At 72.4% G+C, this 14574-nt stretch carries 11 protein-coding genes; 10 read left to right on the top strand and 1 reads right to left on the bottom strand.

Annotated elements, in window-relative coordinates; translation table 11 throughout:
* Positions 1 to 710: 710 nt before the first annotated feature.
* Positions 711 to 1754 carry a LacI family DNA-binding transcriptional regulator gene (locus tag NYZ98_RS24640; protein ID WP_262845445.1) on the bottom strand — a complete coding sequence of 348 codons (1044 nt, stop codon included), beginning with the start codon at positions 1752 to 1754 and terminating at the stop codon, positions 711 to 713.
* 298 nt (positions 1755 to 2052) lie between these two features.
* Between NYZ98_RS24640 and NYZ98_RS24645 the strand changes: the two genes are divergently transcribed.
* The 10 genes from NYZ98_RS24645 (at position 2053) to NYZ98_RS24690 (ending at position 14502) form a co-directional block, all read left to right on the top strand.
* Positions 2053 to 2943: a carbohydrate ABC transporter permease gene (locus NYZ98_RS24645; RefSeq protein WP_262845446.1), complete on the top strand. Its 891-nt coding sequence runs from the start codon at positions 2053 to 2055 to the stop codon at positions 2941 to 2943.
* A complete protein-coding gene (locus tag NYZ98_RS24650; protein WP_262845447.1) occupies positions 2940 to 3884 on the top strand; it encodes a carbohydrate ABC transporter permease in 945 nt (314 codons plus the stop codon). Before NYZ98_RS24645 ends, NYZ98_RS24650 begins: the two co-directional genes overlap by 4 nt.
* Positions 3885 to 3911: 27 nt before the next feature.
* Positions 3912 to 5279 carry an ABC transporter substrate-binding protein gene (locus tag NYZ98_RS24655; protein ID WP_262845448.1) on the top strand — a complete coding sequence of 456 codons (1368 nt, stop codon included), beginning with the start codon at positions 3912 to 3914 and terminating at the stop codon, positions 5277 to 5279.
* A 102-nt stretch (positions 5280 to 5381) separates the two neighbouring features.
* On the top strand, positions 5382 to 7133 hold the full coding sequence (locus NYZ98_RS24660) for a glycoside hydrolase family 35 protein (RefSeq protein WP_262845449.1): 1752 nt from the start codon (positions 5382 to 5384) through the stop codon (positions 7131 to 7133).
* A 96-nt stretch (positions 7134 to 7229) separates the two neighbouring features.
* Complete coding sequence (locus tag NYZ98_RS24665; RefSeq protein WP_262845450.1) at positions 7230 to 8429, top strand: glycoside hydrolase family 88 protein; 1200 nt, start codon at positions 7230 to 7232, stop codon at positions 8427 to 8429.
* 137 nt (positions 8430 to 8566) lie between these two features.
* The gene (locus NYZ98_RS24670; RefSeq protein WP_262845451.1) at positions 8567 to 10432 is read left to right on the top strand and encodes a serine/threonine-protein kinase; all 1866 of its coding nucleotides are present in this window, start codon (positions 8567 to 8569) and stop codon (positions 10430 to 10432) included.
* Between the two features lie 152 nt (positions 10433 to 10584).
* Positions 10585 to 10890, top strand: coding sequence for an ArsR/SmtB family transcription factor (locus NYZ98_RS24675; protein WP_262845452.1), 306 nt, complete (start codon positions 10585 to 10587; stop codon positions 10888 to 10890).
* Positions 10887 to 11120 carry a hypothetical protein gene (locus NYZ98_RS24680; protein WP_262845453.1) on the top strand — a complete coding sequence of 78 codons (234 nt, stop codon included), beginning with the start codon at positions 10887 to 10889 and terminating at the stop codon, positions 11118 to 11120. The genes NYZ98_RS24675 and NYZ98_RS24680 overlap by 4 nt, the downstream gene beginning before the upstream one ends.
* A gap of 261 nt (positions 11121 to 11381) precedes the next feature.
* Positions 11382 to 13817 (top strand): MMPL family transporter, encoded by a 2436-nt coding sequence (locus NYZ98_RS24685; RefSeq protein WP_262845454.1) that lies wholly within the window; start codon positions 11382 to 11384, stop codon positions 13815 to 13817.
* Positions 13810 to 14502, top strand: coding sequence for a glycoside hydrolase family 12 protein (locus NYZ98_RS24690; RefSeq protein ID WP_262845455.1), 693 nt, complete (start codon positions 13810 to 13812; stop codon positions 14500 to 14502). Before NYZ98_RS24685 ends, NYZ98_RS24690 begins: the two co-directional genes overlap by 8 nt.
* Positions 14503 to 14574 lie beyond the last annotated feature (72 nt).

Genomic DNA, 14574 nt, shown 5'->3' on the forward strand with positions numbered 1-14574 from the left:
CGACCCCGTACTTCCCTGGGGCGGTGGGTCAGGCGCGCGGCCAAGTCCGGCTGGAACCGCCCATCCGTTTGACCCCGTGGAGTCGCTGTCGATTTCCCCCGTGATGGATTGCTCATCGATGTATTCCACCCGAGCCAAACGCCACCACGTGCGCGTAACCCACGTCCCAGCCGGCATACGGCCAACCCAGTGCCGGCCGGCGTACGGGCTGACCCACCGCCCCAGCCGGCATACGCCTGACCTGCGACCCGGCGGGCGCGGGTTTGGGTGGGCATCAAGTGCCGGCCCACCCAACCCGGTGCCGGGTGGGGGGCACCGACTTGCCCACCTCCCTGGTGATGGACTCGTACGCCGACGTAGGACGTCAGCTCGGGTGGACGACACCAACGTCCCCACCCCGTAGCCGGCCGGCGTACGGGCTGACCCACCGCCCCAGCCGGCGTACGCCTGACCCGCGACCCGGCGGGCACGGGTTTGGGTGGGCATCAAGTGCCGGCCCACCCAACCGGGTGCCGGGTGGGGGGCACCGACTTGCCCACCTCCCTGGCGATGGACTCGTACGCCGACGCAGGACGTCAGCTCGGGTGGACGACACCAACGTCCCCACCCCGTATCCAGATGGTCGCGATCCATCGGTCACGTGCATGTTCGCGCGAACACACGAGCCCCGGCACCAGCCGAGCCGGTGCCTGAGGCGAGGCCTGCGACGGTCAGCCGGTGGCCGGAGCCACGGCCGTGGTGGCGCGGACGGTGAGGAGCGGCGGGACCGTTACCAGCTTGGTGGCGACCCCGCCGCCCGCGTCGATCTGGTCGAGCAGCAGCGACACGCACTGTCGCCCGATCTCCTCGAAGTCCTGGCGGATCGTGGTGAGCGGCGGGATGAAGTACGCGGCCTCGGGGACGTCGTCGAAGCCCACCACGCTCACGTCCTCGGGGACGCGGCGCCCCGCCTCGTGGAGGGCGAGCATGATCCCGAGGGCCATGTGGTCGTTCCCCGCGAAGATCGCGGTCACGTCGTCGCGCGCGGCCAGTTCCGCACCGATCCGATGACCGGAGCGGGCGGTCCAGTCGCCCAGCCGCAGGGGCGGCACCGCCGCGCCGGCCTCCTTCAGGGTGGCGTGCCACGCGGCGGCGCGGCGGCGGGCCGAGTAGGAGTCCTGCGGCCCCGCGACGTGCCACACGGTGCGGTGCCCGAGGTCGAGCAGGTGCCGGGTCGCCGCCACGGCGCCGGCCGCCTGGTTGTTGTCCACCGACGAGAAGCGGTGCTCGGGGTCGCCGTCTGCCACGATCACCGGGACGCCGGGCGGCAGGCGCAGCCCCTGGCGGTCGAGGATCTGCGCCTCGATCACCACCACGCCGTCGACCGCCTGGCCGCTCAGCTTGGAGAACGCCTGCTGGACGGCGGTCTCGGTCTGCTCCTCGGCGCAGGCGACGTTGACCGAGTACCCGGCCGCCTGGGCGGCGCGCGAGATCGCGGCCAGTGTGCGGGCGTTGCCGTGGGCGCTCAGGTCGAAGGTGATGACGCCGAGCATGTGGAAGCGGCCGAGCGCCAGGGCCCGCGCGGCGCTGTTGCGCTGGTAGCCGAGGATCCGCATCGCCGACAGGACGCGCTCGCGCGTCGCCTGGTCGACGTTGGCGCGGCCGTTGGCGACCCGGGAGACCGTCTGGCTGGACACGTCGGCGAGCGCCGCGACGTCGGCCTGCGAGGGCGGGCGGCGCCGCGCCCCGGATGTGGAGACGCCCAGGTCCGTCATGGCGCCTCCTTCGTGCCGTGTCCGCGCGAACATGATATCGGCCGACTCCCTCCTAGCGCGCCCTCGCCGTCAGGCGGCTCCCTCCTCGCGCGCCTCGCCGTCAAACGGCTCCCGGCACCCCGATCGGCCCGCTCACCTGCCTTACCGGCCGGACATCCCGGCGACATGTCCCGGCAACGAACCCTTGACGTCCGCCGGTCGAAGGTCAAGACTCGCGTCACCGCTCATGTTCGCGCAAACATTCGTCGCGGAGGGCCGACCTGTGAGCACCTTCTCGCCGTCCGCACCGCCAGGTGACGTGAGGGCCCGCGCGCCCGGGACCGTACGGGGCGTGCACGGCCTGCTGTTCTTCACGCCGTTCCTGCTGGTCTTCCTCGTGGCCATCGCCGCGCCGCTGCTCTACGCCGTCTACCTCAGCTTCTTCCAGGACCGGCTCGTCGGCGGCGTCACCTTCGTCGGGCTGGACAACTACCGGCGCGCGCTGACCGACGGCCTCTTCCATGCCGGGCTGCTCAGGGTGGCGCTCTTCCTCGCCGTCCAGGTGCCGGTGATGCTCGGCGTCGCGCTCCTGGCCGCCCTCGCCATCGACAGCGGCCGGCTGCGCTTCCCTGGCGTCTTCCGCATCGGGTTCTTCATCCCGTACGCGGTCCCCTCCGTGGTGGCCGCGCTGATGTGGGGCTACCTGTACGGCCGCCGGTTCGGCCTGGTGGGCGACATCGGCGGGTGGCTCGGCACGACGTTGCCCGACCCGCTGGGAAGGTCCTGGATGCTGGCCTCGATCGGCAACGTGGTCACCTGGGAGTACATGGGCTACAACATGCTCATCCTGTACGCCGCCCTGCGCGCGATCCCCGGGGAGCTGTACGAGGCGTGCCAGATGGACGGCGCGGGGGAGATCCGCAAGGCGTGGAGCATCAAGATCCCCGCGTTGCGCAAGGCGCTGCTCCTGGCCACCGTCTTCTCGATCATCGGCAGCTTCCAGCTCTTCAACGAGCCCAACGTCCTGCAGTCACTGGCGCCGAGCGTGGTGACGACGAGCTACACCCCCAACATGTACGCCTACAACCTGGCGTTCAACGGCCAGCAGTTCAACTACTCGGCCGCGCTCGCCGTGGTCCTCGGCGCGATCACGGCCATCATCGCCTTCACCACCCAGGGCTCGGCGAACCGTTCCGGGCGTTCCCGGTGAGCGCCACCCGAACCCGCGCCCCCGGCCGCCGGGACAGCGGACGCCGCGCCCTCGGCCGGTCGGGGAACGGCCGGCGGCGAGGCGACCGGCGGGGGAGCGCCGCGCTCACCACCGCGATGACGCTGATGCTCGTCTACACGATGCTGCCCCTGGTCTGGCTGCTGCTCAGCAGCACCAAGGACAGCTCCTCGCTGTTCGGCGGCTTCGGGCTGTGGTTCGGCGACGGGTTCCACCTGTTCGCCAACATCCACGACGTGCTGACCTACGACGGCGGCATCTACCTGCGGTGGTTCGCCAACACGCTGCTGTACGCGCTCGCCGGCGCCGGCGGCGCCGCGGTCATCGCCGCGCTCGGCGGGTACGCGCTGTCCAAGTACGACTTCCGGGGACGGCGGCTGCTGTCGGCGCTGGTCCTCGGCGCCATCACCATCCCCGGGACCGCCCTGGCCGTCCCCACGTACCTGCTGTTCGCCAGGATCGGCATCGTCAACACCCCCTGGGCCGTCCTCATCCCGGCCCTGGCCAGCCCGTTCGGCCTGTACCTGATGCGGGTGTACGCCGACGAGGCCATACCGGACTCGCTGCTGGAGGCCGCCCGCATCGACGGCGCGGGAGAGCTGCGCACCTTCCTCACCATCTCGCTCCGCCTGCTGGCGCCCGGCTTCGTGACGGTGCTGCTGTTCGCCCTGGTCGCCACCTGGAACAACTACTTCCTGCCGCTGATCGTGCTCAGCGACCCCCAGTGGTTCCCCCTGACCGTCGGGCTGGCCCAGTGGAACGGGCTGGCCAGCGGCATCGCGGGCAGCGGGGCCATGACGACCGGCTTCTACCCCATGGTGATCACGGGCAGCGTGCTGGCCGTGGTGCCGCTGGTCGTCGCCTTCCTCCTCCTGCAGCGGTTCTGGCGGTCAGGCCTGGCCGCCGGCAGCGTCAAGCAGTGACCTCCCACCCATCCGAGGAGTACCGCCATGCCCCCGACCCCCCGTAAACGGCTGTGGGCCGTCCTGCCCGCCGCCCTGGCACTGACCCTCGCCGCCTGCGGCGGAACCGGAACCGGCGCCGGCGCCGGCGCCGGTGACACCCCCGCGAGCGGCGCCGCCCCGGCCGACCTGACGAAGGCGCTGGACACCCCGGTCACGCTCACGTTCTGGACCTGGGTCCCCAACCTGGACAAGACCGTGGCGCTGTTCGAGCAGCGGTACCCCAACGTCAAGGTGAACGTCGTGAACGCCGGCCAGTCCGCCGACGAGTACACCAAGCTGCAGACCGCGATGAAGGCCGGCACCGGCGGCCCCGACGTCGCCCAGGTCGAGTTCTTCGCGCTGCCGCAGTTCGCCCTGGCCAAGCAACTGGTGAAGCTCGACGACTACGGCGTCGCGTCGCTGCGGCCGAAGTACACCGCCTCGGCGTGGTCGCAGGTCAACTTCGCCGGCGGCGTCTACGGCTTCCCCCAGGACACCGGCCCGATGGTGATGTTCTACCGCAAGGACATCCTGGACCGGCTCGGCCTCCAGCCCCCCAAGACCTGGCAGAACTTCGCGGACGCGGCCGAGAAGATCCACGCCGACGACCCCCGCAACTTCATCTCCTCCATCGACCCGGGCGACGCGGGCGGCGTCGACAGCCTGCTGTGGCAGGCCGGCAGCCGCCCCTTCCAGACCGTGACCCCCACCCAGGCGTCGGTGAACCTCAAGGACGCCGGCGCCGCCGCGTGGTCGGCCCTGTGGTCGGACCTGCTCCGCCGCAAGCTCGTCGACCCGGTCCCCGGCTGGACCAACGAGTGGTGGCAGGGCATGGGCAGCGGGAGGTACGCCATGTGGATCACGGGCGCGTGGGCGCCGGGCAGCATGTCGACCACCATCCCGAAGACCGCAGGCAAGTGGCGGGTCGCCCCGATGCCCCAGTGGAAGGCCGGCGACCAGGTCACCGCCGAGAACGGCGGCTCGGCCGACGTCGTGCTCACCACCAGCAAGAACAAGACCGCCGCGGTGGCCTTCGCCCAGTGGCTCAACTCCGACCCGGTGGCGGTGAAGTCGCTGTCGGACAACGGGCTGTTCCCCGCCACCACCGGGCTGCTGGCCGACCCCGCGTTCCTCGACGCCCCCAACAGCCTGTTCGGCGACCAGCGGCCCAACAAGATCTTCGCCGAGTCCTCGGCGCGGGTCGGGACGGGCTGGCAGTACCTGCCCTTCCAGGTGTACGCCAACTCGGTGTTCAAGGACACCGCCGGGCAGCCGATCAGCACCGGGAGCGACCTCGCCGCCGGGCTGACCGCCTGGCAGCGGAGGATCGTCGAGTACGGCGAGCAGCAGGGCTTCCAGGTGACCTCCGGCTGACCAACGGCGCGGGCCCGGCCCTGCGCCCGCGCCACCGTGCCTGGCCCGCACGCCGCCCCCGCTCACTCCCGCCACCCGACTTCAGCACAGGAGCGATCGTCCATGCCCGTCCTGCGGATCGACGACGAGGGGTTCCGCCTCGGCGACACACCGTTCCGGATCATCTCCGGCGGCCTGCACTACTTCCGCGTCCACCCGGCGCAGTGGGCCGACCGGTTGCGCAAGGCCCGCCTCATGGGCCTGAACACCGTCGAGACCTACGTCCCGTGGAACCTCCACCAGCCGGGCCCCGGCCGGTTCCGCATGGACCACGACCTCGACCTGCCCCGGTTCCTCGGCCTCGCCGCCGCCGAGGGCCTGCACGTCCTGCTCCGCCCCGGCCCCTACATCTGCGCGGAGTGGGACGGCGGCGGGCTGCCGTCCTGGCTGCTGGCCGAGCCGGACATCCGCCTGCGCACCACGGACGCCCGGTACCTCGCCGCGGTCGACGACTACTTCGGCCGGGTCCTGCCCCCGCTGGTCCCCCACCTGGCCACGAACGGCGGGCCGGTGCTCGCGGTGCAGGTGGAGAACGAGTACGGCGCGTACGGCGCGGACGCCGCCTACCTCGGCCACCTCGTCGACACGCTGCGCGGCCACGGCGTCGACGTCCCGCTGTTCACCTCCGACCAGCCGGCGGACCTCGCGCGCGGCGGCGTCCCCGGCGTCCTGGCCACCGCCAACTTCGGCTCAGGACCGGCCGCCGGCCTCGCCACGCTGCGCGGCCACCAGCCGGACGGGCCGCTGATGTGCGCCGAGTTCTGGATCGGCTGGTTCGACCACTGGGGCGGGCGGCACATGGCACGGGACGCGGCCGACGCGGCCGGCCGGCTCGACGAGCTGCTGGCGACCGGCGCGTCGGTGAACTTCTACATGTTCCACGGCGGCACCAACTTCGGGTTCACCAACGGCGCCAACGACGCGCACACCTACCACTCCACCGTCACCTCCTACGACTACGACGCCCCGCTGGACGAGGCCGGCGACCCCACCGAGAAGTTCACCGCCTTCCGCGAGGTCATCGCCAAGTACGCGCCCGTGCCCGCCGACCCCGTCCCGGCCCGCGCCGCCAAGCTGAGCGTCCCCGGCGTGGAACTGCGGCGGAGCGCGCCGTTGTTCGGCCACCTCGACGCGCTCGGGACCGCCGTCGCCTCCGACCGGCCGCTGACGATGGAGCGCCTCGGGCAGGCGTTCGGGTTCGTCCTGTACGAGACGGTCCTGCCCTCGGCCGGTCCCGCCCTCGTCGAGGTGCGGGACGTCCGCGACCGGGCCCAGGTGTTCCTCGACGGCCAGCCGGTCGGCGTCCTGTCCCGGGAGGGCCGCGAGTCCGCGCTCGCGTTCACGGTGCCCCGGCCGGGGGCCGTGCTCTCCCTGCTGGTCGAGAACCAGGGGCGGGTCAACTACGGCCCCGGCATCCACGACCGCAAGGGCATCGCCGGCCCGGTCCTGCTGGACGGCGCCGAGCTGACCGGGTGGACCAGCCGGCCGCTGCCGCTGACGTCCCTGGACGCGCTCACCTTCACCGCCACCACGGCGCCCCCGGTCGGCCCGGCCTTCCACCGGGGCACCGTCGACCTCGGCGAGGTCGCCGACACCTTCCTGGCCATGGACGGCTGGACGAAGGGCAACGCCTGGGTCAACGGCTTCCACCTGGGCCGCTACTGGTCGCGCGGTCCGCAGCGCACGCTGTACGTCCCGGCCCCCGTCCTGCGCCCCGGCCCCAACGACATCACCCTCCTGGAACTCCACGCCGCCCCCCACACCCCCGCCGTCACCCTGACCCCCACCCCCGACCTCGGCCCCACCGAGGACTGACGGGACCCGGCCCCGGACTGGGTCTGGACGGGGTGCGGAACGGCGCGAAGACTCGGGGCGGGTGAGAAGTCTCGCGAAACGGACACTGGAGGCGACGTGGCGGAGCGAATCGGCCGGTCCTCGGTCCCGGACCCCAGGTCCGCCCGGCCGCTGGTCCCGGGCCCGGGGCCCGGGCGGCGGCGGGTGCTCTTCGGGTTGCTCGGGGCGGCGGCGGTGCCGTTGTACGCCCGAGGGGCGTCGGCGGCGATCGTCCCGTCGAGCACGTTGCCGGCCAGGGCCGACATCCTGGCGGCGATGCGCCGGGTCAACGACCAGTGGATCGGCGCGCACACCAACCCGGGTGACGCGCAGTGGGCGCGCGCCACCTACTTCAGCGGTGTCATGGCGGCCTACCGGGCCACAGGGGAGGCCCGCTACCTGGCCTACGCCAAGAAGTGGGCCGAGCAGAACGGCTACGCGCTGAACGGCGGCGTCGGCACGCGCCACGCCGACAACCACACCGCCGGGCAGGTCTACTACGACCTCAACGACGTCACGCCCGACCCGGCGAAGGTGACCGCGATCAACGAGTCGCTCCGGCTCATGGTCTACGGCGCCCAGTCCACGAAGATCGACGACTGGACGTGGGTGGACGCGCTGCACATGGCGATGCCCGTCTTCGCGCGGGTCGCCGCGTACCGGAACGACGACGCCTACCGGACCAGGCTCTGGGCCATGTACACCTACTGCAAGAAGACGCTGAAGCTCTACGACTACGGGCACGAGCTTTGGTACCGCGACCGCGCCTTCGTGCCCGGCGGAGCCGAGAGCGTCTCGCCGAACGGGCGGCCGGTGTTCTGGTCGCGGGGCAACGGCTGGGCGATCGCCGCCCACGCCAAGACCCTCGGGCTGCTCGGCGCCACCGCGACGCGCTGGCCGGAGTACACCTACAACATCCAGGGCCTCGGCCGCTCGCTGCTCGCCACCCAGCGCTCCGACGGCTTCTGGAACGTCAACCTCGGCGACGCGGCGCACCTGCCCGGCCCCGAGACGAGCGGCACCGCCATGTTCGCCTTCGGGCTGGCGTACGCGGTCCGCACCGGGATCGTCGACCGGGCCACCTACCTGCCGGTCGCCGCGCGGGCCTGGAACGGCATGCTCGCGACGGCCGTGCGCGCCGACGGGTTCCTCGGGTACGTCCAGGGCGTGGGGTACAAGCCGGAGTCCAGCCAGCCCGTCACGGCCGGGACCACGGCGGACTTCGGCGTGGGCGCCTTCCTGCTCGCGGGCGCGGAACTCGCGAAACTCGCCACCTGACAGATCATTCCGGGCATGATGACCCCGGACGGTGATATTCCGGGCACGTACGGAAGCAAGGTGTCTTCCGCGCCCGCCTGGATGGCCCTATCATGATCTCCCGCGCCAGGAAACCGAGACGATCGAAGAGGTGGGCCGTGCGCCCGCGCCCCCTTAGCCCGGACGAGCCCGGCCAGATCGCCGGCCACCGCCTGATCAGTGTGCTCGGCGAAGGTGGCCAGGGGGTGGTCTACCTCGGCGAGGCGCCGGCGGGCACCCGCGTGGCCATCAAGCTGCTGCACGTCAGAGCCGCGCTGGACGCGGAGAGCCGCCGGCGGTTCCTGCGCGAGGCGGACACCGCGCGCAGGGTCGCGCCCTTCTGCACCACGCGCGTGCTGGACGTCGGCGCGTTCCACGACCGGCCCTACGTCATCAGCGAGTACGTCCCCGGGGCGTCGCTGGCCGAGGCCGTCGCGACCGGCGGCCCGCGCACCGGCAGCGGGCTGCAGCGCCTGGCGGTCGCCACGCTGACCGCGCTGGCCGCGATCCACCGGGCCGGGGTCGTGCACCGCGACTTCAAGCCCGGCAACGTGATCCTCGGCCCGGAGGGGCCGGTGGTCATCGACTTCGGCATCGCCAGGGTCGGCGACCAGTCGACCGTCGGCTCGGGCCTGGTCGGCACCCCCGCCTACATCGCGCCCGAGGAGTTGCACGGGCAGCCGCCCAGCCCGGCGTCGGACGTGTTCAGCTGGGCCTGCACGATGGCGTACGCCGCCACCGGCCGCCTCGCCTTCACCGGCACGACGATCCCCGCGCTGCTGCTCGCCATCTCCACCCGCGAACCCGACCTGTCCGGCGTGCCGGACGAGCTGCGCCCGCTGCTGGCGGACTGCCTGGCCAAGGACCCCGCCGCCCGGCCCACCGCCGCCGCGCTGCTCCTCGGCCTCACGGGCGACGACCGGACGGCGGACGTCGTACGGACGCTCCCGGCGGGCGGAACGCGGGACGCCCGGACGGCGGACGGCGGCGGGCGGGACCTGCCGGTGCACGGGGGGACCACCGGGGGCGTCACGGCCCCCGTCCCGCCCGGCCCGGCACCCGGCCCGAGGGAGACGGCCGAGCTGGAACGGCCGGGGCCCGGCGGGCCGTCCGGTGACGTCGCCGGCACCGCCGTGCGTCCAGGCGGCGCCACCGGCTCGGGCGGGTCGTCCGGCTCCTCGGGCCAGCCGACGATCGAGGGACCAGGTCCCGGCCGCCCGCGCAGGAGCCGGGCGCGGCGGCTGGTGCCGGGCCTGGTGGCCGTCCTCGCGGCGGTGCTCGTCACCGTGCTGGTCGTCCTGCCGCGGATCAGGTCGTCCACGGGCGCGGAGGGCGTGACCGCCACGGGCACCCTGCTGTACGACGACACCTTCGGCGACCGGGGGAACTGGGACGGGTACACCTTCGCCCCCGACGCCGAGGGGGACGCCCGCACCACCCACGGGTACGAGATCGACCGGGGCGTCTACTCGATCCGCGCCGACCCGGGCGACCCGGACGGCTCGGCCCTGTCCCCGGTGCCCGCCAAGAACCCGTCCTCGCCGTCCGCCGTCGAACGCGACGTGATGATCGGCGTGACGGCCGAGCTGCGGGAGGGCTCGACCGGCCCCGGCGCCTTCGGGCTCCTGTGCCGGTGGGACGAGGAGGTCCCCAACGGGTACGCGTTCACCCTCGGCCTCGACGGCACCGCCCGGATCGTCAGGAACGCCCAGGGCACCCGGCTCGACGTCGCTCCTCCGGTACGGATCGAGGCGCCGGGCGCCGGGCGGAAGGTGCGCGTCCAGGCGGCCTGCCGGGGGACCGGGGCCCGCACCCGCCTCACCATGTGGGTCGACGGCACCCAGGTGATCGACGTCACCGACCCGCAGACGCTGCCGGACAGCCAGATCAGCCAGGTCGGCCTGGTCGCGCGGGTCCCGGAGAGCGGAGGCGGCGTCATCACCGTCTGCTTCGACGACTTCAGCGTCCACCGGACGACCACCTGACGCCACCGGATCGCAGTCGCCACGCCTGAACGGCGGCGGCGCGTTCCTCTCCGTCCATGTTTGACGTAGTGAACGTCATCTGTCAGTCTGGACTTTCAGGTGAAAGATCGCGATGCTGCGGAGGGGTCCTGACCAGTGAGGAACTGCTGGCCGTGCTCGCCGCCGTCGGCCACCCGCAACGGCTGCGGATCATCGCGGCCCTGGCCGACGGCCGGGTGCACGTCAGCGAGCTCGCCCGGCGCCTCGGGATCTCCCGGCCGCTCCTCTACATGCATCTGGAGCGGCTGGACAAGGCCGGGCTCGTCACCGGAGACCTGGTGCTGGCGCCGGACGGCAAGGCGATGAAGTACTTCGAGCTGGCGTCGTTCGACGTCCACCTGACGGTGGAGACGGTCCTCGCGGCGCTGCGAACCGACGAACAGGAAGGACACCACGACGTGCCGGAGACCTCGCCATGAAGGAGATCCTCATCCCTCTCGGGGTCTTCCTGTTCCTCACCCTGGTCATCGTGGCGGCCCTCGTCACGTACTTCCGGCTCCTCCAGCACCGTACGGGGGTCGCGGAGATGGCGGCCTACCGGGAGCTGGCCGAGCGGACGCTGCGGCAACAGGAGCAGGTGCAGGCCCAGCTCACCGAACTGACGGCCAGGGTCGCCGGCGTCGAGCAGATCCTGCGGAGCGTCGGATGACCCGGGGCCCCTCGTGACGTAGACCGTCCCGCCCGTCCGGCGAGCCGCCGGTACGCGGGTGGTCCATCACCTCGCCGGCTGATCGCCGGTCATATGCCCGGGGTGGCGAGCTGGAACTCGCCACCCCGGAGAACGAAAGCCCGCGCGCCCACGCCATCAGGCGTGCCTTCACGCGCACGTACCTCCGAGGAAAGGAGAGCAGCTGATGCTGCTCGAACGCAAATCCACGCGCCCGCGGGCGTCCGGTCCCGGGGCCGGTCGATGAGCACGGCGGAACGGCGGACGCTGACCGTCCGGGTGGCGAACTGGAGCGGCGCCCACCCCTGGCGGGCGATCATCGGCTGGTTCCTGTTCGTCACGCTGTGCCTGGTCGCCGGTTCGATGGCCGGCACCAGGAACGCCACCACCGAGGACTACCGGGTCGGCGAGGCCGGCCGGGCCGAGGCGTTCGCGGCGGAGGGGGACCTCCAGCGCAGGCCTGTGGAACAGATCCTGGTCCGTGCCCGCTCCGGCGCGCTGGACCCGGCCGCGGCCCGTGCCGCCGCCGACGACCTCACCGCACGCATGAAGGACCTGCCCGAGGTGCTGCGGGTGGACCCCCCGGTCCGCTCGGCCGATGGCCAGGTCCTGCGGGTGGACGTGACCATGGCCGGCCCGGAACTGGAGGCCCGCGGGCACGTCGCCCCGCTGCTGGAGCGGACGGCGGCCGTCCAGCGGAGCCACCCCGGCCTGGTGGTGGAGGAGACCGGCAGCGCCTCGATCAGCAAGGGCCTCGACCGGCAGCGTGGTGAGGACTTCACGCTCTCGGAGGCGATCGCGCTGCCGGTCACCCTGGTGACCCTGCTCGCGGTCTTCGGCTCGGTGCTCATGGCCGGGGTGCCGCTGCTCCTGGCGCTGTCGTCGATCGCCGCCTCGATGGGGGTGGCGATGGTCGCCTCGCACCTGTTCCCGGACGCCGGCGTGGGCAGCAGCGTGATCCTGCTGATCGGCCTGGCGGTCGGCGTCGACTACACCCTGTTCTATCTCAAACGCGAACGGGAGGAGCGGGCGCGCGCCCAGGGGCGGCTCGATTCCGAGGCCGTGGTGCGGCTCGCCGCGGCCACCTCAGGGCGCGCGATCATGGTCTCCGGGCTCGCGGTGGTCGTGTCCTCCGCCACCCTGTACCTGGCCGCTGACGTGATCTTCTCCTCGCTGGCCACCGCCACGATCGCCGCCGTGCTGGTCGCCATGGCCAGCTCGGTGACCGTCCTGCCCGCGTTGCTGGTCAAGATCGGCCAGCGGTCCGAACGCAGGGCCGGACGCCAGGGCGGGCAGGCCAGGACGCGGCGATGGGCGAGGGCGGGGCGGCCCGGGTCCGGCAGGGCGTGGAGCGTCCTGTTGCGGCCCGCGAGCAGGCACCCGGTGATCACGCTGTGCGTCGCGCTGCTCCTCATGGGCGCGCTCGCGCTTCCCGCGCTGGGCATGCGACTGAGGGTGCTCAACAGGGACAGCCACTCGCGCCAGATCCAGGAGGTGAGCGCCTGGGACCGGCTGACCGGCGCCTTCCCCGACATGCGGACCCGGCACCAGGTGGTCGTCCGGTCCGATCCGGCCAGGGCCGGGCAGGTGGCCTTGGCCCTGCGGGACCTCGGGCGCCGCGCCGGGGGCGACCCGCTGTTCGCCGCGAACTTCCGGCCGGTGGTCCAGACCTCGGCCGACGGGCGGATCAGCGTTCTGGAGCTGCGGGTCCCGTACCGGCTCAGTTCGCCCGAGGCCGCGGAGTCGCTGACGCGCATCCGCAGGGACCTCGTGCCCGCCACGGCCGGCAGGGTGCCGGGGGCGGAGGTGGCCGTGACCGGCGACGTCGCCCGCGACGCCGACTACCTCGCCAACCAGGACGAGAAGCTGCCGCTGGTCGTCGGGTTCCTGCTCCTGCTCACCTTCGTGATGACGGTGGTCGTGTTCCGGTCGGTGGTCCTCGGCCTGCTCGGCGTCGCGCTGAACCTGCTGTCGGTGGCCGCCGCGTTCGGCCTGCTGGTCGTGTTCTTCCAGCACGGCCTCGCGACCACCCTGTTCGGGTTCGACGCGAGCGCCACCGGCGGGATCGGTTCACGGGTGCCGCTGTTCCTCCTGGTCATCCTCTTCGGGCTGTCGATGGACTACCAGGTGTTCGTGGTCAGCAGGATCAGGGAGGCGGCGCTGCGCGGGGTCCCCGCCCGGCAGGCCGTGGTGGAGGGCCTCACGGCGACGGCGGGCGTGGTGACCAGCGCCGCCTTCGTGATGGTCACGGTGTTCACCGCCTTCGTGTTCCTCCACCTGGCCGAGTTGAAGCAGATCGGGTTCGCCCTCGCGACCGCCGTGCTGCTGGACGCCTTCGTGATCCGCGTGCTGATCCTGCCCTCGGCCATGACATTGCTCGGACGGGCGAGCTGGTGGCCGTCACGCGAGATGCGGCGTGCCGCCTCGTCCCCGCCTGGGCTGGAAGTTTCACGAGCGCGCGACGCCGCCGCCAGCCCGACCTGGGGCGATGGAACCGCCCGCCGGGGGCCGTTGCCTCCGGCGGCGGGCGAACCTACGTTGACCCCACTCCACGGCGGAACCGGTCCCGATCTACTCGAAACGCCGTCGAAGCGCTTCGACATCGACGTTCGACGGCGACGCGGCGAGGCGGGCACCGGCCGCCGGCAGGACAACAGCGGAGAGGAAGATCATGCGTAAGACGCTACGCCTGTTCGTTCCGGCGTCCATGCTCGTGATGCTCGTCGGGTTGCTCGCCACCCCGGCCCACGCGGCCGTCTGGTCCTCGACGGACCAGTGGGGCACCTGGACCAACGGCGGCTACACCCTCTACAACAACATCTGGGGCGGTGGCGCGGGCCCGCAGACGATCTGGGCGAACTCCTACAGCAACTGGGGCGTCTGGGCGAACCACCCCAACACCGGCGGGGTGAAGTCCTACCCCAACGCCACCCGCAACGTGAACCGGCGGATCAGCGCGCTCGGCAGCGCGCGCAGCAGCTTCAACGTGACGGTGCCCGGCGGCGGCGCGTACACGACGGCGTACGACATCTGGTGCGACGGGCACACCTACGAGATCATGCTCTGGATGAACAAGTTCGGGCCGGTGGGCCCGCTAGGGTCGCGGCAGACGAGCACCTCGGTCGGCGGCCACTCATGGGACGTCTACCGAGGCTCCAACGGCTCCAACCAGGTGTTCTCGTTCGTCCGGCAGGGCAACACCAGCTCCGGGACCGTCGACATCAAGGCGGTGCTGACCTGGCTCAGGACCAACGGGTGGTTCGGTGACGTGACCCTGGGCGACGTCCAGTTCGGGTACGAGATCACCTCGTCAAGCGGCGGCATGGACTTCCGCACCAACAGCTTCTCGGTGTCGTCGAGCTGACGCCCCCGGCCGCGGGGGGCCCCCCCCCGCCCCCCCCCCCCCCCCGGCCCGCGCCCGCCCGGGGGGGGCGGG

It is taken from the genome of Sphaerisporangium corydalis (assembly GCF_025506355.1).
In the GTDB taxonomy this organism is placed as follows: Bacteria; Actinomycetota; Actinomycetes; order Streptosporangiales; family Streptosporangiaceae; genus Sphaerisporangium; species Sphaerisporangium corydalis.

What these genes read in the sequence shown, in the direction of transcription:
- NYZ98_RS24655 (WP_262845448.1), top strand. Translation starts at nt 3,912, where the DNA reads ATGCCCCCGACCCCCCGTAAACGGCTGTGGGCCGTCCTGCCCGCCGCC.
- NYZ98_RS24660 (WP_262845449.1), top strand. Translation starts at nt 5,382, where the DNA reads ATGCCCGTCCTGCGGATCGACGACGAGGGGTTCCGCCTCGGCGACACA.
- NYZ98_RS24685 (WP_262845454.1), top strand. Translation starts at nt 11,382, where the DNA reads ATGAGCACGGCGGAACGGCGGACGCTGACCGTCCGGGTGGCGAACTGG.
- NYZ98_RS24690 (WP_262845455.1), top strand. Translation starts at nt 13,810, where the DNA reads ATGCGTAAGACGCTACGCCTGTTCGTTCCGGCGTCCATGCTCGTGATG.
- NYZ98_RS24680 (WP_262845453.1), top strand. Translation starts at nt 10,887, where the DNA reads ATGAAGGAGATCCTCATCCCTCTCGGGGTCTTCCTGTTCCTCACCCTG.
- NYZ98_RS24640 (WP_262845445.1), bottom strand. Translation starts at nt 1,754, where the DNA reads ATGACGGACCTGGGCGTCTCCACATCCGGGGCGCGGCGCCGCCCGCCC.